The sequence below is a fragment of the Mycobacterium palustre genome, from assembly GCF_002101785.1.
Lineage (GTDB): Bacteria > Actinomycetota > Actinomycetes > Mycobacteriales > Mycobacteriaceae > Mycobacterium > Mycobacterium palustre.
The window spans coordinates 1-17,862 of record NZ_LQPJ01000070.1; the positions used below are offsets into that span (position 1 = coordinate 1).

The window sequence follows — 17,862 nt, forward strand, 5'->3', positions numbered from 1 at the left end:
CCGCCGAAACCCAATCCGGCGTTGAGGAATTGGCGCCCGATGCGGGGGTCGTACCCGAGCGCGTCGGCCAGCACCTTGACGTCGGCGCCCGTGGCCTCGCACACCTCATCGACGCGCTGGCGCCGCGGCTGAGCCGGCCGTCGGTCGCCCAAGCCGCCCGGTCCACCGCGCACGCGCTGGAATGGGTGATCGGCGAACGGCTTCCCGCCTTACCCGGCTCATCGGGAACCGGCGCGAACGATGCGCCAGCTCCCCTCGTCGCGGCGCGCCAGGCCGCCCAGCTCCAGCATCGCCAGCGGCCCGAGCACCCGCTCGGGTGCCAGCCCCGACGAGATCGCGACCTCGTCGACCGTGACGGAGCCCCGGCCCGGAAGCGCCTCGTACACCCGGCGCTCGTCGGAGCTCAGCCCGTCCAGCTCGGTGGCGGGCAGGGGTTCTGCAGGCGCGAATTCGCCCATGCGGCCGACCAATTCGACGATGTCCTCGGCACGGGTGACCAGTTCGGCGCCGTCGCGCAGCAGCGCGTGACACCCCGCCGACGCCGACGAGGTGACCGGTCCGGGCACCGCGGCCACCACCCGCCCCAGGGCCCGAGCCCACGCCGCGGTGCTGGCCGCGCCGCTGCGCAACCCCGCCTCCACCACCACCGCGGCCCCCGCGACGGCGGCCACCAGGCGGTTGCGGGTCAAGAACCGGTGCCGCGCCGGGCGCACCCCGGGCGGATACTCGGTGAACAGCAACCCGTGCCGCCCGATGCGGTGCAGCAAGGTGGCATGCCCTGCCGGATAAGGGATGTCGATCCCGCCCGCCAGGGCCGCCACCGTGACGCCGTCGCAGTGCAGCGCGGCGCGGTGCGCCGCACCGTCGATTCCGTAGGCCCCGCCGGAGACCACCGCGACGTCGCGCTCGACGAGGCCCGACGCCAGGTCGGCGGCCACCTGCTCGCCGTACACGGTCGAGGCGCGCGTTCCCACCAGGGCGGCCGCGCGGCGCGCCACGTCGTCGAGGCGGTGCGGTCCAAGCGCCCACAACACCAGCGGCGCCCCACCGCGGGCCTTGACCTTGGCGCCGCCGAACGCGGCGAATTCCAGCGTCGGCCATTCGTCGCCGTCGGGGGTGATCAGCCGGCCGCCGCGGTCGGTGAGCAACTTCAGATCGGCCGCGGCCCTGTCGATTTCCCGCCTGGCCTCGGTGTGGCGCGCCAAGGCGTCGTCGACCGCCCCGCGCCGCACCCGGTCGGCCGCCTCCACCGGACCGACCCGCTGCACCAGCTCTGCCAGCCTCGCGCAGGGCGGTTCGGCCACCCGCGACAGGTAGGCCCACGCCAGTGGCACGGGATCCGGCGGCGTCATCGGTGCGCCCCCGGTTGGCGGAAACTCAGCGCGGCGGCGACCTCGCCGGGCCCGGGGACCTGCCGGCCGGCCAGGTCGGCCAGGCTCCACGCGACCCGCAGCGTGCGGTCCAGGCCGCGGATGCTGAGCAGCCCGCCGTCAAGCGCCTTGCGCAGCGGCTCCATGGCGGCGTTGCCGGGACGGAATTTTCGCCGCAGCAGCGTACCGCTCACCTCGGCGTTGGTGCGGACCCCGTAGGGCCGCCAGCGCTCGGCGGCCGCGCCGCGCGCCGCGGCCACCCGGCGGCGAACCTGCGCCGTCGACTCGCCGTCGGTCACCGAGATCGCGCCCGCGCGGATGGGATTCATCTGAACCCGCAAGTCGACACGGTCCATCAAGGGCCCGGACAGCTTGCCCAGATAGCGCCGCTTGGCCGGCGCCGCGCAGACGCAGTCGCGCGGGTCGGCCGGCGCGCACGGGCACGGGTTGGCGGCCAGCACCAGCTGGAAGCGCGCCGGGTAGGTGGCCACCCCGTCGCGGCGGGCCAGCCGAATTTCCCCGTCTTCCAACGGCGTTCGCAGCGCCTCCAACGCGCGGACGCTGATCTCGGCGCACTCGTCGAGGAACAGCACGCCGCGATGGGCCCGGCTGACGGCGCCCGGGCGGGCCATCCCCGAGCCGCCGCCGACCAGCGCCGCGACGCTCGAGCTGTGGTGCGGCGCCACGAACGGCGGCCTGGTGATCAACGGCGTGTCCGCGGCCAGCAGGCCGGCCACCGAGTGGATCGCGGTGACTTCCAGGGACTCGTCCTCGGTCAGCGGCGGCAACAGTCCCGGAAGGCGTTGCGCCAGCATCGTTTTGCCCACTCCGGGCGGCCCGGTGAGCATCAGGTGATGCGCCCCGGCCGCCGCCACCTCCACCGCGTACCGCGCCTGCGACTGCCCGACCACGTCGGCCAGATCCGCCGCCGGCTCGGCGGGCGGGGCCTTCGCGGTGACCCGGGGGTCCAGGTCGCCGGCGCCGCCCAACCAGCCCCGCAGCTGCCGCAGCGTGCGCACGCCCCACACGTCGATCCCGTCGACGAGGCTGGCCTCGGCCAGATTGTCCGCCGGCACGACGACGGTCGGCCAGCCCTCGCGCTTGGCGGCCACCACGGCCGGCAGCACCCCGCGCACCGGCCGCACCCGCCCGTCGAGTGAAAGCTCGCCCAGCAGCACCGTCTTCTCCAGGCGCGCCCATGGGCGCTTCCGCTGCACCGACAGCACCGCCGCGGCGAGGGCGATGTCGTAGACCGACCCCATCTTGGGCAGCGTCGCCGGCGATAGGGCGAGCGTCAGGCGGGACTGCGGCCAGTCGTTTCCGCAGTTGGTGACCGCCGCGCGGACGCGGTCGCGGGACTCCTGCAGCGCGGCGTCGGGCAGGCCCACCAGGTGCACGCCCGGCAATCCGGAGCTGATGTCGGCCTCGATCTCGACGATCTCGCCGTCCAGTCCGCGAACGGCGACCGAGAAGGCCCGCCCCAGCGCCATCAGCCGATCCCCTGCAGGTGCGTGATTTCCGGGGTGCGGTGCCGCCCGACGCGCACGCCGATCACGTCCAGGCGCAACGCCGCCCACCGCTGGTCCTGCCCGGTCAGCCACAGCCCGGCCAGCCGGCGCAGCCGACCGACCTTGCGCGGCGTGACCGCGTAGGCCAGCCCGCCGTAGCCGTCGCCGCGGCGGGTCTTCACCTCGACGAAAACCACGGTGCGGGTGGCGTCGTCGCAGGCGATGACGTCCAGTTCGCCATAGCGGCACCGCCAATTGCGGCCCAGGATCCGCAATCCCATCCGGGTCAGGTGGTCCACCGCGAGCGCCTCGCCCATCGCCCCGAGCTCGATTCGGGTCATCGTCGTGTGCGTCGTCATGGGAGCCACCGTGCCCGGTGACCACGACGCGAGGCGACGCCGCGGGGGCCGAACCGTCACCGAAACCGGCGGTTATCCCCAGACGGGGATCCGTCCACAGCGGTTAGGTGATGCGGTCGGCCCTGGTGTAGACGTTCATCGAGTCCTGCCGCAAAAACGCGACCAGCGTCATCCCGGACTCCTCGGCCAGCGAGACCGCCAGCGACGACGGCGCGGACACCGCCGCCAGCACGGGTATCCCGGCCATCACCGCCTTCTGCGTCAGCTCGAACGACGCCCGGCCGCTGACCAGCAGCACCGAACCGCGCAGCGGCACCCGGTGCTGTTCCAGCGCCCAGCCGATGACCTTGTCGACGGCGTTGTGGCGGCCGATGTCCTCGCGCACCACAAGCATGGTGCCGTCGACGCCGAACAGCGCCGCGGCGTGCAGCCCGCCGGTGGTGTCGAACACCTTTTGCGCGGCGCGCAGCCGGCCGGGCATCTCCTGCAGCGCCGCCGCGGCGACGGCCGCCGGATCGGTTTCGGGCATGAAGCGGCTGATCAGCCGGACCGCCTCCAGCGACGCCTTGCCACAGACCCCGCACGACGAGGTGGTGTAGAAGTTGCGGGTGACGTCGAGGCCCGGCGGGGCGACACCCGGGGCCAGGGTGACGTCGAGGACGTTGTAGGTGTTGGCGTCGTCGTCGCCGCGCCCGCCGCAATACCGGATGGCCACCACGTCCTCGCGGGCCCCGATCACCCCTTCGGTGAGCAGAAAGCCTTGCGCCAGTTCGAAATCCGAACCGGGCGTGCGCATCGTCACCGTGACCGCCGCCCCGTCGACCCTGATCTCGAGGGGCTCCTCGACGGCCAGAGTTTCCGGTCGCGTGACCGCGCGGCCGGCGGTGAGATGGCGTGCGCGGCGGCGTGCCGTTACCTGACCCACGCAGGCCAAACTACCTTGGTGCGCCCGTCAGACCGCCTGAGCCAGCGCCGCCAGGGTGTCCGCCGAGGAGTGCACCGGGCGCCAGCCGAGCTGATCGCGCGCCTTGCTGGTGTCCATCACCACCGACGTGCGCGCGACGTGCAGCCATTCCAGCATCGACGGGATGAACGGCACCTTCGAGATCGCGGCCGACGCCGCGGAGGCGGCCACGGCCGGAACCCGCACCGGCCGGCCCCCCAGCGCCCGGGCGACATCCGACACCGTGACCAGGCCGTCGCCGGCGATGTTGTAGGCGCCGGGCGGGGCGGGCGCCGTCGCCGCCAGGGCGATCGCCTCGGCGACGTCGTCGTGATGGACCAGCTGCAGCGGGAAACCGGGATCCGGCACCACCGGCTTCAACACCGGCGCCACCTTGGCCAACGCGCGCACCGGCCCGGGCAGCTGGTTCCACGGCATCGCGTCGGCCAGGGCCGTTGCCTCGGGCCCGGCCACGATGCACGGCCGCAGGATGAACACCTCGAGCGGCGAATCCTTGGTGATCTCGACGAGCAGCGCCTCGCACTGGGCCTTCTGGGCGGAGTAGTAGTGCTCGGCCGAGCCCCGCGGCGGCACGTCCTCGGTGATCGGAACGGGGTTATCGGAGTGGTAGCCGTACGCCGCGACCGACGACGTGTACACGAGGCGCCGCGGACGCTCGGCGGCGACGGTCGCCTCGAACACGTTGCGCGTGCCCTGCAGGTTGATCCGCGAGCTCTCGTCTCGCGAACCCATGATGATGAACGCCAAGTGGACCACCACGTCCGCCTGGGCCACCAGGGCGTCAACGGCGTCGCGGTCGAGGATGTCGCCCTGCTGGTAGCGGGTTTTCACCCAGCCACGCGACGACGGGTCGAACGGCCGGCGGGCCATCCCGATGATGCTGTCCACCGCCGGCTCGCCCTCCAGCGCCGTCACCGCGGAGATACCGATCTCGCCGGTCGGCCCGGTCACGGCCACGGTCAATCCCACCTGAACCTCCTTCCCTTCCGCAGCCCTGCGGAAACCACGATCGCAGAAGTCCCGACACCCCGTCTGCGCCGTCGCCTCCTTGCGGATGCGAATCTTTCGGCGCATAAAGGCGAGATACCGTGTACGTCCGGTGTGGCGGACGATAATGGACGGCGATTGCGCGCGGGCCTAACTACCTGCACCGCAGAATGGGGCACCAGATGGCTGACGAATCGGTCGGCGGTTCGACACCCGGGGGCGAGAGGGCCGACCCGGCGACCGTCTTCGCCGCCTTGGCCGAGATCATCTACCAGGGTTCGGACGCCAGACAGATGTACGCGGCGATCTGCATCGCCGCCACGCTGACCGTGCGGGGCTGCGACCACGCCAGCCTGATGGTCCGGGAAAACGACCGATACGTCACCGTCGGGGCCAGCGACCGGCTGGCCCAGCAGATCGACGAGCTGGAGCGGCGCGCCGGCGACGGCCCGTGCATCGACGCCATCGAGGAGGAGACCCCGCAGATCGACACGGACCTGACCTCGCCGTCGCTGTGGCCCAAGCTGGCGAAGATTTTGGTGGACGAGACGCCGGTGCGCGGAGCCATGGGCTTTCGACTTTTGATCGACAAGCGAAAGGCGGCCGCGCTCAACCTTTTCAGCGACACCCCCAACATGTTCGACGCCGAGTCGGCCGGCCGGGCGGCGGTGCTGGCGTCGTTCGCCAGCGTGGCGATCAGCGCGGTTTCCAAGGGCGAGGACGCGGCGAGCCTGCGGCGCGGGCTGCTGAGCAACCGCGAGATCGGCAAGGCGGTCGGCATGCTGATGCTGCTACACGACATGAGCGAAGACCAGGCGTTCGACCTGCTGCGGCGGCACTCCCAGGCGCTCAACATCAAGCTGGCCGACGTGGCGCGCGCCGTCATCGACAAGCGCGGTGAACTGCCGACCCACGGCGCCGGCCAGTCCCTGGCGGCCAGGTAGATCGGCCCGGCCTATTCCGGCAGCCGCAGCTCGGGCTTTTCGACCTCTTCGATGTTGACGTCCTTGAAGGTCACCACGCGCACCTGCTTGACGAACCGGGCCGGGCGGTACATGTCCCACACCCAGGCGTCGGACAGCCGCAGCTCGAAGTAGACCTCGCCGTCGGCGTTGCGCGGCATCATCTCGACGCTGTTGGCGAGATAGAAGCGCCGCTCGGTTTCCACGACGTAGCTGAACTGGCCGACGATGTCCTTGTATTCGCGGTACAGCGAGAGCTCCATCTCGGTTTCGTACTTTTCGAGATCTTCTGCGCTCATCTGCCACTCATCTGCTCAGACGTCCTTCTTCCCAGGAACCTGGTTCCATCTTTCCTCACCCGTATCCGGCGCGCTCGGCCGGAGGGTCCGGTTTGCATTCGGCCACCAGTCGCGGTCCCGCGCCGGTAGCCACCCGCCGCACGTTGATGAACGAATAGCGGTGCGCGGGCGAGGGCCCCAGCCGGGACAGCGCCGTCGAATGCGCCGGCGTGCTGTAGCCCTTGTGGTCGGCGAAGCCGTAGCCGGGATGCTCGCCGTCCATCTCGACCATCAGCCGGTCGCGGCTGACCTTGGCCAGCACGCTGGCCGCCGCGATGCAGGCGGCCACCGCGTCTCCGCCGATCACCGGCAGCGACGGCATCGGCAGGCCGGGCACCCGGAAACCGTCGCTGAGCACGTAGCCCGGGCGCACCGCCAGGCCGGCGACCGCGCGGCGCATGCCCTCGATGTTGGCCGCGTGCACCCCGCGCCGGTCGACCTCTTCGGGCGGGATGAACACCACGTGGTAGGCCAGGGCGTAGCGGCGGATCAGCGGGAACAGCTTCTCCCGCATCTTCTCGGTGAGCTTTTTCGAATCGTCAAGGGCCGCAAGGCTTTCGAATCGGCCCGGCCCCAGCACGCAGGCCGCCACCACCAGCGGGCCCGCGCAGGCGCCGCGGCCCACCTCGTCGACCCCGGCCACGGGGCCGAGCCCGCTGCGGTACAGCGCGGACTCGAGGGTGCGCAATCCGGACGACTTGCGGATCACCGTCCGCGGCGGCCACGTCGTGGCCACGGCTACCGACTTTGTTGGGGGTTCACCGAACCCACGCCACCCCACCGTGAGGGCGGCCAGACGATGAACCTCGCCTTGCCGATGACGTTGGACACCGGCACCGTGCCCGCCATCGGGTCGCCGGTGCACAGGATGCCCTTGAGCGCCTCGGCGGGGACGCTGGTGCAGTGCGCCCGCGAGTCCGCCGAGTGCGTCCGGTTGTCGCCCATCACCCACAGCCGGCCGGCCGGCACGGTGACCGGCCCGAACTCGCTGCCCAGGCACGGGTACACCGACGGGTCGGCCATCATGGTGGCCGGGTCCAGGTAGGGCTCCTTGAGCGGCTTGCCGTTGACCGTCAGCCCGGTGTCGGCCCGGCACTGCACGGTCTGTCCCCCGACCGCGATCACCCGCTTGACCAGGTCGTTCTCGTCGGGTGGCACGAACCCGATGAACGACAGCGCGTTCTGCACCCAGCGCAACGCGGTGTTGTTCGAGCGGATCGACTTGTACCCGAGGTTCCACGACGGCGGTCCCTTGAAGACGATCACGTCGCCGGGATGCGGCGAGCCGAAGCGGTAGGTGAGCTTGTCCACCATGATCCGGTCGCCGACGCAGCCGCTGCAGCCGTGCAGCGTGGGTTCCATGGACTCCGACGGGATCAGGTACGGGCGCGCCACGAACGTCAGCATCACGTAGTAGAGCACCACCGCGATGAGCGCGAGGATGACCGTCTCGCGCAGCGCCGACTTCTTCTTGGGTTCCGGCCCGACCGACTCGGGAGGCACGGGGGGCGGCAGGGCCTGAAGACCGTCGGCGGACGCCTCGGGGTCCCTGGGGTCGCGGGTCGAAACCTTCGGCTCTGACTGGCCGGCGTCGGACGGAGGCTCAGGTGAGTCCGGGTTGTCGGTCACGAGATCACCCTAGCCAGGGCCGCTCGGTCAGCGCTTTTCCTTGATCTTGGCCTTCTTGCCGCGGAGTTCACGCAGGTAGTACAGCTTGGCGCGGCGCACGTCGCCACGGGTCACCACCTCGATGCGGTCGATGTTCGGCGAGTGCACCGGGAAGGTCCGCTCGACGCCGACGCCGTAGCTCTCCTTGCGCACGGTGAACGTCTCGCGGATGCCTCCGCCCTGCCGGCGGATCACCACGCCCTTGAACACCTGGATACGCTCCTTGGCGCCCTCGATGACCTTCACGTGCACGTTGATGGTGTCACCCGGGTTGAAGGCCGGGATGTCGTCGCGCAGCGACGCTTGGTCGACGAAGTCCAGCCGGTTCATTCTTAGAACTTCCTTGCGGTCGCGGCTTGCGGCGGCGGCCCACGCGGGGGCGTGGGCGTGGTCAAGCCGATGGGTTTCGGGCTTCTAGCGCGTATCTCGCAGCAGGCGGGAAGCGGCCCGGCCCACTGACACGTTGGAGACAACTGGCCAATTGTGCCAGACGGCCCGCGCGCTTTGAAAATCACGTGTAAACGTCGCGGTTCGCAGCGCGCTCAAGGCGTCGGCGGGTGGTACACATGACTGGGGTCGAAACGCGCTGGTGGCGCCTGAAACTCTGGCTTCCGCGGCAGCCCGCGACGCGGCCCGCCCACAACTGTTTCGCGTCGGAGGAGATCGAAAAATGCGCGCCCGCCCGCTCACCCTGCTGGCCGCCGTGGCGGTGGTCACGCTGGTGCTGGCCGGGTGCGACGAGGCGTTGATCGAGCCGCAGCTGCGGGCGAAGGAGTCCGTCAAGCCGGTGCGCGACACGCCCACCCGGCTGCTGCCCGCCCAGCCCGAGACGGTCCAGCTGCTGCTCGACGCGGTCAAGGCGCCGACGGCGCCGCAGGCCGTGCCCGGCCCGATCGGCGGCCTGCCGGCCCGCATCCAGCAGGCCATCGACGAGGCCGCCGCGGGCGGGGCCGCGCTCTCGGTGGCCGTCCTCGACCGCAAGACCCACGAGCTGGTCACCAACGGCAACCCCCAGATCGTCGGGACGGCCTCGGTGGCCAAGCTGTTCATCGCCGACGATCTGCTGCTGCACGAGTCCGAGGGCAAGACCAGCCTTACCCCCGAGGACCGCCAGGCTTTCGACGCCATGCTGCAATCGTCCGACGACGGCGCGGCCGAGAGGTTCTGGGATCAGGGCGGCGCCGGCGCCATCATCACGCAGGTCGCCGCCCGCTACGGGCTGTCGTCCACCGTTCCGCCCAGCGACGGGCGCTGGTGGAACACGACGAGCACGCTGACCGACCTCACCCGCTACTACGACATGCTGCTCGACGGGTCGGGCGGGCTGCCGACGCGGGAGGCGGAGGTCATCGTCAACGACCTGGCCCAGTCCACGCCGACCGGAGTCGACGGCTACCCGCAGCGGTTCGGCATTCCCGACGGCCTGTTCGCCGAGCCGGTGGCGGTCAAGCAGGGCTGGATGTGCTGCGTCGGGGCGGACTGGATGCACCTGTCGACCGGCGTGATCGGCGCCGATCACCGCTACGTGGTGGTCGTGCAGTCGCTGCAGGCCTCCGACGACGCGACCGCGCGGCAGACCATCACCCAGGCCGTCAAGACGATATTTCCCAACGGCCGCATCTGAGCCGGGCGCGCGTTCAGTCCAACAGGTCGGGGCGGCGTTCGCGGGTGCGCCGCAGCGAGACCTCGCGCCGCCAGGCGGCGATCCGCGCATGGTCACCGGACAGCAGGACCTCGGGGACGTCGAGGCCACGCCAGCTCGGCGGCCGGGTGTAGCTGGGCCCTTCGAGCAGCCGGTCCAGCGCCGGCGAGTGCGAATCGTCGCGGTGCGACGCGGGATTGCCGATGACCCCGTCGAGCAGCCGCAGCACGGCCTCGATCATCACCACGGCCGCCGACTCCCCGCCCGGCAGCACGTAGTCGCCGATCGAGATTTCCTCGACCCGCATCCGCCGCGCGGCGTCCTCGACGACCCGCTGGTCGATGCCCTCGTAGCGCCCGCAGGCGAAGACCAGGTGCGCCTCGCTCGCCCAACGCTGCGCGGTCGCCTGCGTGAACAGCGCGCCCGCCGGGGTGGGGACCACCAAAACCGTTTCCGCCGAACAGATTTCGTCCAGCGCCTCGCCCCACACCGGCGCCTTCATCACCATTCCGGGGCCGCCGCCGTACGGCGCATCGTCCACCGAGTGGTGCACGTCGTAGGTCCACCGCCGCAGGTCGTGCACCCGCAAGTCGACCAGGCCCGATGCGATCGCCTTGCCCGGCAGCGATTGCCGCAACGGATCGAGGTACGACGGGAAGATCGTGACGACGTCGATTCTCATGCCAGGTCCAGCAGGCCGTCCGGCGGATCGATCTCGACCAACCGGTCGTCCAGCGACACCGACGTGACGATCGCGCTGACGAACGGCACCAGCACTTCGTCCTTGCCGGAGCCGGAATCGCTTCGCACGGCCAGCAATTCACCGGCCGCGGTGTGCAGCACCTCGGCCACGACGCCGACGTCGCGCCCCGTCGTCGTGCGGACCCGCAGGCCCTCGAGTTGGTGGTCGTAGTAGGTGTCCGGCTCGTCAATGGGCGGCAGGTCGTCGGAGTCGACGACGAACACGCTGCCCCGCAGCGCCTCGGCGGCGTCCCGGTCGTCGACGCCGGCCAGGCGCAACAGCAGCCGGCCGCCGTGCTCACGCGCCGTGTCGACGACGTAGGTGCCCTCGGCGCCACTGCGAAAATTCTTGGCGCGCAGAGCATTACCGGGCGCGAACCGGGCGGCGGGATCGTCGGTGCGGATTTCCACCACCACCTCGCCGCTGATGCCGTGCGCCTTGACCACGCGCCCGACGGTCAACTCCAAGGGAGTATCCCCGACCCGCTACTGGTCGGTGTCCACCACGTCGACGCGGATGCCGCGGCCGCCGATCCCGGCGACCAGTGTGCGCAACGCGGTCGCGGTGCGGCCCCCGCGGCCGATCACCTTGCCCAGGTCGTCGGGGTGGACGTGCACCTCGACGGTCCGCCCGCGGCGGCTGGTGACGAGGTCCACGCGGACGTCGTCGGGGTTGTCGACGATTCCGCGGACCAGATGCTCGACAGCGTCGACGACGACGGTGCTCATCGTGGGTCAGCTCCCCGCGGCGGGCTGGGCCGGCTCGGACTGCTCGCCACCCTCGGCGGGTGCCGCGGCCTTCTCGGCCTCGGCGGTGTCGGCCGCGTCGGTGGCGGACTCGTCGGTTTTGGCGGCCTTCTTGGCCGGGGCTTTCTTCTTCGGCTTGGCGGCCTCGGTGGTGGGCCCGCCCTCGGCCTCGGCCAGCGCGGCGTTGAACAGCTCCAGCTTGGACGGCTTGGGCGGGGCGACCTTCAGGCTGCCCTCGGCGCCCGGCAGGCCCTTGAACTTCTGCCAGTCACCGGTGATCTTCAGCAGCTTGAGGACGGGCTCGGTGGGCTGAGCCCCGACGGAAAGCCAGTACTGCGCGCGCTCGGAGTCGATCTCGATGAGGCTCGGCTCTTCCTTGGGGTGGTAGCGGCCGATGACCTCGATCGAGCGGCCGTCGCGGCGGGTGCGCGCGTCGGCGACGGCGATGCGGTACTGGGGATTGCGGATCTTGCCGAGCCGGGTGAGCTTGATCTTGACAGCCATGGTTAAGCGACTTCTCCTGCGGGTGTCACGCTGCAATTCAGCGACCCGGGCGGGTTGCCCGGGTCCGGTTTTGCCTCGCGTGTGTGACCGGACGAACGAGCACCGTCGCGCGGTGGGTCGTTCGGCGGACAGCCGCCCATTGTGCCAGAGCCGGACCCGTCGGCGGAAATTCCCGTCACATCACCTTCTGGAAGACCTTGGTCTCGACCCGCCGCGTCATCCGCCAACCCTGGGGCGTGCGCACGAACTCGTCGTCGTACCACAGGCCGCAAAACAGCACCTGGTCTTTGTTGTCGGGCGAGTCACCGGGCAGCACCATCGGGTTGAAACAGATGACCCGTGACGACGCGGTGTCGCCGTCGATGCGCACCGAGAAGTTGCCCAGCATGTGCGCGTAGACGGGGAAGTTGGGCAGCACCTCCGACAGCCACTTCTTCACCTCCGGATAGCGGCCTTGGATCCCGCCCAGCGCGGTGTAGTCGATGTACGCGTCCTCGGTGAACACGTTGTCCAGGTCGTCGAATCGGCGGTTGTCGATGGCCGTGGAGTAGTCCACCAGCAGCTGCTGGATCTCCAACCGGTCCGAGATCTCCTCCAGGCTCAGCATGCGTCGATTCAACACGATGACTTTCGCCGCCGCGGCCGGTCCATCTCGGCGTGGTGGTCGGGGCGATGGCCGGCGGTGACCGTTTGCCCGAATTTGGGATCGGTAGCGCCGCGGGTGCGGTCTACTTTTTTCAAGGACCGCCGGCAAACGAAGGAGCCAGCATGAACCGAGCGCGACGATTCCGCCCGGGCAGGGCTGCGATCGCGGCGGTGGCGACCCCGCTGGTGATGTTCGGCGGGGCGGCGCTGGTCGCGCCCGCCGCGCAGGCCGGCCCGTGCCCGGCCGGGAAATCTTGCCAGCACTGGTGCCCGGGCGACGCGAACCCGGCGGGCCGGCCGGTCCCGTGGGACGGCAGCGTCTGCCACGACTACTTCTGGGACTACTACGGCGTGCACGACATCGGCGACGGGGCGTTCTACTCCTGGCGGGACATGCCCTGGCACTGACCCTTAAACTGTGCGGCCATGCGGAAGCTGATGGCCGCGATCACCGCCCTGCTGACGGTCGCGGCCGCCGTCGGCCTGCCCGCGGCCTCGGCCGATAGCGCACAGCCGGCCGGTTCGCTTCCCATTCCGGACGGTCCGGCCCAGACGTGGATCGTCGCCGACCTCGACAGCGGGCAGGTGCTGGCCGAACGCGACGCGAACGTGGCCCACCCGCCGGCGAGCACCATCAAGGTGCTGCTGGCGCTGGTGGCCCTGGACCAGGTGAGCCTGGACTCCACCGTGGTCGCCGACGTGGCCGACACCCAGGTCGAGTGCAACTGCGTCGGCATCAAGCCGGGCCGCACCTACACCGCGCGCCAATTGCTGGACGCGCTGTTGTTGGTCTCGGGCAACGACGCCGCCAACACCCTGGCGCACCTGATGGGCGGCGCCGACGCCACGGTGGCCAAGATGAACGCCAAGGCCGCGTCGCTGGGAGCGACCAGCACCCACGCCGCGACCCCGTCCGGCCTGGACGGGCCCGGCGGCTCCGGCGCCTCGACGGCGCACGACCTGGCCGTCATCTTCCGCGCCGCGATGGCCAACCCGGTCTTCGCCCAGATCACCGCCGAGCCGTCGGCGATGTTCCCCGGCGATAACGGCGATCACCCGATCACCAACCAGGACGAACTGTTGCAGCGCTACCCCGGCGCCATCGGCGGCAAGACGGGCTTCACCAACGCGGCCCGCAAGACCTTCGTCGGCGCGGCCGCCCGCGGTGGCCGCCGGCTGGTGATCGCGATGATGTACGGGCTGGTCAAGGAGGGTGGCCCGACGTACTGGGACCAGGCCGCCAGCCTGTTCGACTGGGGCTTCGCGCTCAACCCCGAGGCGGGCGTCGGCTCGCTATAGCCCGGCCGTGTTCGGCAGCGCCGCGCTGAGCAACGCCGTCAGCACCGGGATGCGCCGCTCGGCGATCTCGGGTTGCGGCAGCACGCCTTCCACCACCGCTGCCCCGTCGAACACGTTGGTCAGCAACGCCACGACGACCGGGAACGTCTCCGCGGGGAAGTTCTCGGCGCCCGGCAGCGCGCGGGCGGCCTCGTGGATCTTCGCCGCGTACTGCCCCAGCTCGTGTTGCAAAGTCTCTCTTAGCTTTTCGTCGGTGCGCGCGGCCACCAGCAGCTCGTAGAGCACGGCGTTGGTCGGGCCGCTGGTGATGTCGCGCAGGATGGCCAGCGCGGCGCCGAGCGCGGGCCGGTCCGGTGGTATTGCCGGTAATTCAGCGACCCGCTTGGTGAACGACTCCAGCTGGCGGCGCAGCACCTCCGACGCCGTGGCCGCCATGAAATCGCCCATCGTCTCGAAGTGGCGGAACAACGCGCCGACGGACACCCCGGCGCGCTTGGTGATCACGGCGGCCGACGCCCGGGCGTAGCCCACCTCGATGATGGTGGCGATGGCGGCCTCGAGGAGCCGCCCGACGGTCTCCTGACGGCGCTGCTGCTGGGTTCTGGCCATGTCACGCACCGACTTTGGCGGCGCTGCGGCCGCGGTGCGGCTCGCCGGCCCGCAGGTAGCGGCCGGACTTCACGGTGCGGCCGTAGCCCTCCCGGAATTCGCCGCCGCGAAAGACCACGGTCCCGCCGATACCGGTCGCGACGACGGCGTCGTCGTTGCGGTTGACCATGCGCCGCAGCCCGCCGTAGAACGGCACCTCTTCCTCGTAGTAGCCGTCCACCGAGTCGTCGAGGCCGGCGGGGTCGATCACGACGAAGTCCGCCCGGTCGCCCTCGCGCAGCGTGCCGGCGTCGATGCCGAACCACTCGGCCAGCTCGCCGGTCAGCCGGTGCACCGCGCGCTCCATCGACAAAAACGGCGCGCCGGCCCGGTGGGCGTCGCGGGTGCGCTTCAGCAGCTTCAGCGGGAAGTTGTAGAAGGCCATGTTGCGCAGGTGCGCGCCGGCGTCCGAGAAGCCCATGTGGACGCTCGGCTCGGCGGCGAGCTTGTCGAGCTGCTTGGGCCGGTGGTTGGCGACGACCGTGGTCCACCGGACGTTGCGCTCGCCGTTCTCGACGAGCACGTCGAGGAACGCGTCGAGCGGGTGCAGCCCGCGCTCGTCGGCGATCGCCCCAAAACTCTTGCCCACCAACGACTTATCCGGGCATTGCACGATGACCGCGTCGTGGAAGTCGCGGTGCCACAGCGACGGGCCGAGCTTGACGCGGTCGAACTCGCGCCGGAACCGCCGCCGGTAGTCCTCGTCGGCCAGCAGCTCGTTGCGCTGCAGCTGGTCGCGCAGGTGCAGCGCCGCGGTGCCCGCGCCGAACTCCTCGAACACCGGCAGGTCGATGCCGTCGGAGTACAGCTCGAACGGCACCGGCAGGTGCTGGAACCGCACGGCCGAGCCCAGGATCTTGTTCAGCAGCCGGGTGCCCAGGCCGAAGGTGTGCACGGCCAGCGGCATCGACTTGGCGTCGGCCGACACCAGCAGGCTCATCCGAACCCCCTTGCGCCACCCCAACATCCGGCTGCTGGACAAAAAGAACAGGATCCCGGACTTGGGGTCGTCGACGTCGGGGGCGCTTTGCAGGATGCGGCCGCGCTTGCGCAGCACCTCGATCAGCCGGCGCCGCTCGCGCCACGTGGCGAAGGTGGACGGCAGCGCGCGCGACCGGAACCGGTCGCCGTCGAGCTTGTCGATGGCCGCGTCCATCCCGGACATGCCCAGCATCCCGGCGTCGAGCGCCGCGTCGAGCAGCGCCGCCATCTTCTCCAGCTCGGCGTCGGTGGGCCGAACGGTCGGGTCGGTGGCGCGGTCGAGCCCCAGCACCGCGGTGCGCAGGTCCGAATGACCGACCAGGGAACCGACGTTGGGCCCGAGCGGCAAGGAGTCGATCGCCCCGACGTATTCGGCCGCCGTCGACCATGTCTTGTTGGCTTGCAATGCGCCGTGGACGTATTCGCGCGGCACGGCCTCGACCCGGCTGAACAGGTCCGCGGCGTCCTCGGCGTCGGCGTAGACGGTCGACAGGGAGCAGTTGCCCAGCAGCAACGTGGTGACGCCGTGGCGCACCGACTCGCGCAGCCCGGGGTCCAGCAGCACCTCCGCGTCGTAATGGGTGTGCACGTCGATGAAGCCGGGCACGATCCACTTGCCGGCGGCGTCGATGACGTCGGGGCAGCCGGCCTCGTCGAGCGGCTGGTCCGAAACCGTGGCCACCACCCCGTCGCGGATGCCGAGCGTGCGGGTCTTGGGCGGGCCGCCGGTCCCGTCGAACCACAGTCCCTGTCGAATGATCACGTCGTAGGCCACGGTTTCCTCCACCTCATTGGGTGCCGGCAACCGTAACATAGATAGCAAGTGCTCGCAATCTTTATTCGGGGAAGCGCCCGGCCCGGCAAAACCGCTGGTCAGCGGGGCGCGGGCGGGTCCGGCACCGCGACGGCCGGGGGCGTGTCGCCGGTGCGGGTGGCCACCGCGGGCGCCCGCAGCACGGCCCCCCGCTGGCCGCACTCGTCGCCGTGCGCGGTCACCGTCATCTCGCCCGCCAACTCCCCCGCCGGCCCCGGCCGCAGCGACAGCACCTGCGTGGTCGCCTGCGCCGCCGCCACCCCGTCGCGCCCGACACAGGGAAACGTCGAGGGCTCCGGGCGGGAGAGCCATCGGCCGTCACGGAAGTCGAGGACGACGGGCTGGCCACCGGGCGACTTCGGCCGCGTGTGGTCGGCGTCGTCCAGCAGCACGCCGACGGCCGTGCACGAACCGGCCGCGCACGACGAGCGGAACGCCCACCAGGTGTCGACGTCGGGCGGCTGCGGGTCGGGCGTGTGGTCGAACGTCTGCTCGGTGCGCCGCACCTCGAGGCGGTAGGTGCCTTCGAGCGCGACCGGCGGGGCGGCCGGGTCGCGCGGCGCCGCCGATGGGCCGGTCGGCCGGACGGCCGGGGCGGGCGCGGCCCCGGTCTTGCGGCCGGCGACCAGGTTCAGCGCGAGCAATCCGGCGACGAGCACCATGGCGGTGACGGCCAGCAGGATCTTGCGCCGGCGCCGGCCTCTCGGCGCGGGCCCGCCCGGCCGCCGCGGGGCGGGGGGCGCCGCGGAGCTGCCCTGGGGCGCGCGCCGGCCGCGCGCGGGCCGGACCTTGGCGGCGACCTTGCCGGCATCGATGTCGCCGCGGGAGGGCCGGGCGCGGACGGGATGCTCGCCGACCAGGACGGGATCTCCCCGGCGGTCACCGCCAAAGATGCCGGCTCGGTTGGCCGCCTCGGCGAAGTCGCGGCAGGTCTCGAACCGGTCGGCGGGTTCTGCGGCGAGCGCCCGGGCGAACACGCGGTCGAGGCGCGCCAGTTCCGGGCGTTGGTCGCTGAGCCTGGGCGGCTCCTGGCCCGGTGGCGGCGGCGCGCCGGTCAGCAGGTGGAAGGCGCTGGCGGCCAGCGCGTACTGGTCGGCGCGCCCGTCGAGGAGGCCGCCGCGCAAGCGTTCGGGCGCGGCGTAGCCCGCCGTGCCGCGTCCAGGCGCTATCCCGAAGTCGGACACCAGGATCCGCTGCTCGCCCTCGTCGCGGCCCGGCAGCAAGATGTTGGCGGGTTTGACGTCACCGTGCAGCACACCGCGCTCGTGCGCGTGGTCGAGGGCGGCCGCGACGGCGGTCACGACGGCAAGCGCCTCCCCCACCGGGGCGACCGCCGGGAATCGATCGGTGATCAGCCGCGCGGCGTTGATCCCGTCGACGTAATCCATGACGACGTAAAGCTGGCCGTCGAACTCGCCGCGGTCGCTCACGTCGACGATGTGCGGGTGGCGAAGGCTTGCCGCGACCGGGCTCTCGGCCAGAAAGCGCCGGCGGAATCCCTCGTCGCCGGACAGCGCCGGCGTCAGAACCTTGAGGACCTGCCAGCGCGACCGTCGGGGGTCCTGGGCGAGGTAGACCGCGCCGGTCGCTCCAGCACCCAGCCTCCGCGCGACGATGCATCCGGCGAACGACGCACCGCTGGCCAACGCCATCGAACGATCCTATCCGCGATCGCGACGCCGCGC

At 71.3% G+C, this 17,862-nt stretch carries 20 protein-coding genes and 2 pseudogenes; 4 read left to right on the plus strand and 18 right to left on the minus strand.

Features of this window, described 5'->3' with window-relative positions:
• The 6 genes and pseudogenes from AWC19_RS06230 to AWC19_RS06255 form a co-directional block, all read right to left on the minus strand.
• A pseudogene (locus AWC19_RS06230) lies at positions 1 to 113 on the minus strand (hypothetical protein); the annotation flags it as partial.
• Between the two features lie 105 nt (positions 114 to 218).
• The gene (gene dprA, locus AWC19_RS06235) at positions 219 to 1,352 is read right to left on the minus strand and encodes a DNA-processing protein DprA (protein WP_085077207.1); all 1,134 of its coding nucleotides are present in this window, start codon (positions 1,350 to 1,352) and stop codon (positions 219 to 221) included.
• Positions 1,349 to 2,860: a YifB family Mg chelatase-like AAA ATPase gene (locus AWC19_RS06240; RefSeq protein WP_085077208.1), complete on the minus strand. Its 1,512-nt coding sequence runs from the start codon at positions 2,858 to 2,860 to the stop codon at positions 1,349 to 1,351. The genes dprA and AWC19_RS06240 overlap by 4 nt, the downstream gene beginning before the upstream one ends.
• Positions 2,860 to 3,237 (minus strand): YraN family protein, encoded by a 378-nt coding sequence (locus tag AWC19_RS06245; RefSeq protein ID WP_085077209.1) that lies wholly within the window; start codon positions 3,235 to 3,237, stop codon positions 2,860 to 2,862. The genes AWC19_RS06240 and AWC19_RS06245 overlap by 1 nt, the downstream gene beginning before the upstream one ends.
• 103 nt (positions 3,238 to 3,340) lie before the next feature.
• Positions 3,341 to 4,162 (minus strand): formate dehydrogenase accessory sulfurtransferase FdhD, encoded by an 822-nt coding sequence (fdhD, locus tag AWC19_RS06250; RefSeq protein ID WP_085077210.1) that lies wholly within the window; start codon positions 4,160 to 4,162, stop codon positions 3,341 to 3,343.
• A gap of 27 nt (positions 4,163 to 4,189) precedes the next feature.
• Positions 4,190 to 5,170 carry an NAD-dependent epimerase/dehydratase family protein gene (locus AWC19_RS06255; protein WP_085077354.1) on the minus strand — a complete coding sequence of 327 codons (981 nt, stop codon included), beginning with the start codon at positions 5,168 to 5,170 and terminating at the stop codon, positions 4,190 to 4,192.
• 200 nt (positions 5,171 to 5,370) lie between these two features.
• Between AWC19_RS06255 and AWC19_RS06260 the strand changes: the two genes are divergently transcribed.
• Positions 5,371 to 6,132: a GAF and ANTAR domain-containing protein gene (locus tag AWC19_RS06260; RefSeq protein WP_085077355.1), complete on the plus strand. Its 762-nt coding sequence runs from the start codon at positions 5,371 to 5,373 to the stop codon at positions 6,130 to 6,132.
• A gap of 11 nt (positions 6,133 to 6,143) precedes the next feature.
• On the opposite strand, the gene AWC19_RS06265 is transcribed toward AWC19_RS06260, so the two are convergent.
• From AWC19_RS06265 to rplS, 4 genes and pseudogenes are all read right to left on the minus strand, one after another.
• A complete protein-coding gene (locus tag AWC19_RS06265) occupies positions 6,144 to 6,449 on the minus strand; it encodes a DUF2469 domain-containing protein (protein WP_076122808.1) in 306 nt (101 codons plus the stop codon).
• 15 nt (positions 6,450 to 6,464) lie between these two features.
• Positions 6,465 to 7,224: pseudogene (locus tag AWC19_RS06270) on the minus strand (ribonuclease HII).
• Positions 7,225 to 7,226: 2 nt separating this feature from the next.
• Complete coding sequence (lepB, locus tag AWC19_RS06275) at positions 7,227 to 8,117, minus strand: signal peptidase I (protein ID WP_085077212.1); 891 nt, start codon at positions 8,115 to 8,117, stop codon at positions 7,227 to 7,229.
• 27 nt (positions 8,118 to 8,144) lie between these two features.
• A complete protein-coding gene (rplS, locus tag AWC19_RS06280) occupies positions 8,145 to 8,486 on the minus strand; it encodes a 50S ribosomal protein L19 (protein WP_067116496.1) in 342 nt (113 codons plus the stop codon).
• 340 nt (positions 8,487 to 8,826) lie between these two features.
• Between rplS and AWC19_RS06285 the strand changes: the two genes are divergently transcribed.
• Positions 8,827 to 9,780: a serine hydrolase gene (locus AWC19_RS06285; protein ID WP_085077213.1), complete on the plus strand. Its 954-nt coding sequence runs from the start codon at positions 8,827 to 8,829 to the stop codon at positions 9,778 to 9,780.
• Positions 9,781 to 9,793: 13 nt separating this feature from the next.
• On the opposite strand, the gene trmD is transcribed toward AWC19_RS06285, so the two are convergent.
• The 5 genes from trmD to AWC19_RS06310 form a co-directional block, all read right to left on the minus strand.
• The gene (gene trmD / locus AWC19_RS06290; RefSeq protein WP_085077214.1) at positions 9,794 to 10,480 is read right to left on the minus strand and encodes a tRNA (guanosine(37)-N1)-methyltransferase TrmD; all 687 of its coding nucleotides are present in this window, start codon (positions 10,478 to 10,480) and stop codon (positions 9,794 to 9,796) included.
• The gene (gene rimM, locus AWC19_RS06295) at positions 10,477 to 11,007 is read right to left on the minus strand and encodes a ribosome maturation factor RimM (RefSeq protein WP_085077215.1); all 531 of its coding nucleotides are present in this window, start codon (positions 11,005 to 11,007) and stop codon (positions 10,477 to 10,479) included. Before rimM ends, trmD begins: the two co-directional genes overlap by 4 nt.
• A gap of 18 nt (positions 11,008 to 11,025) precedes the next feature.
• A complete protein-coding gene (locus tag AWC19_RS06300) occupies positions 11,026 to 11,268 on the minus strand; it encodes an RNA-binding protein (RefSeq protein WP_036354608.1) in 243 nt (80 codons plus the stop codon).
• A 6-nt stretch (positions 11,269 to 11,274) separates the two neighbouring features.
• Positions 11,275 to 11,790, minus strand: a complete 516-nt coding sequence (rpsP, locus tag AWC19_RS06305; protein WP_085077216.1) for a 30S ribosomal protein S16 — start codon at positions 11,788 to 11,790, stop codon at positions 11,275 to 11,277.
• A 175-nt stretch (positions 11,791 to 11,965) separates the two neighbouring features.
• Positions 11,966 to 12,397 carry a nuclear transport factor 2 family protein gene (locus tag AWC19_RS06310; RefSeq protein WP_085077217.1) on the minus strand — a complete coding sequence of 144 codons (432 nt, stop codon included), beginning with the start codon at positions 12,395 to 12,397 and terminating at the stop codon, positions 11,966 to 11,968.
• Between the two features lie 161 nt (positions 12,398 to 12,558).
• On the opposite strand from AWC19_RS06310, the gene AWC19_RS06315 reads away from it, so the two are divergent.
• Entirely contained in the window at positions 12,559 to 12,843 is a 285-nt protein-coding gene (locus tag AWC19_RS06315) for a hypothetical protein (RefSeq protein WP_142281026.1), read from the plus strand.
• 18 nt (positions 12,844 to 12,861) lie between these two features.
• Positions 12,862 to 13,734 carry a D-alanyl-D-alanine carboxypeptidase family protein gene (locus AWC19_RS06320; RefSeq protein ID WP_085077219.1) on the plus strand — a complete coding sequence of 291 codons (873 nt, stop codon included), beginning with the start codon at positions 12,862 to 12,864 and terminating at the stop codon, positions 13,732 to 13,734.
• On the opposite strand, the gene AWC19_RS06325 is transcribed toward AWC19_RS06320, so the two are convergent.
• The 3 genes from AWC19_RS06325 to AWC19_RS06335 form a co-directional block, all read right to left on the minus strand.
• Entirely contained in the window at positions 13,729 to 14,343 is a 615-nt protein-coding gene (locus AWC19_RS06325; RefSeq protein WP_085077220.1) for a TetR/AcrR family transcriptional regulator, read from the minus strand. The two genes, AWC19_RS06320 and AWC19_RS06325, sit on opposite strands and share 6 nt — an antisense overlap.
• Before the next feature lies 1 nt (position 14,344).
• Positions 14,345 to 16,168 carry an N-acyl-D-amino-acid deacylase family protein gene (locus AWC19_RS06330; protein WP_372508654.1) on the minus strand — a complete coding sequence of 608 codons (1,824 nt, stop codon included), beginning with the start codon at positions 16,166 to 16,168 and terminating at the stop codon, positions 14,345 to 14,347.
• A 68-nt stretch (positions 16,169 to 16,236) separates the two neighbouring features.
• Positions 16,237 to 17,829 carry a serine/threonine-protein kinase gene (locus AWC19_RS06335; protein ID WP_085077222.1) on the minus strand — a complete coding sequence of 531 codons (1,593 nt, stop codon included), beginning with the start codon at positions 17,827 to 17,829 and terminating at the stop codon, positions 16,237 to 16,239.
• Between the last annotated feature and the right edge of the window lie 33 nt (positions 17,830 to 17,862).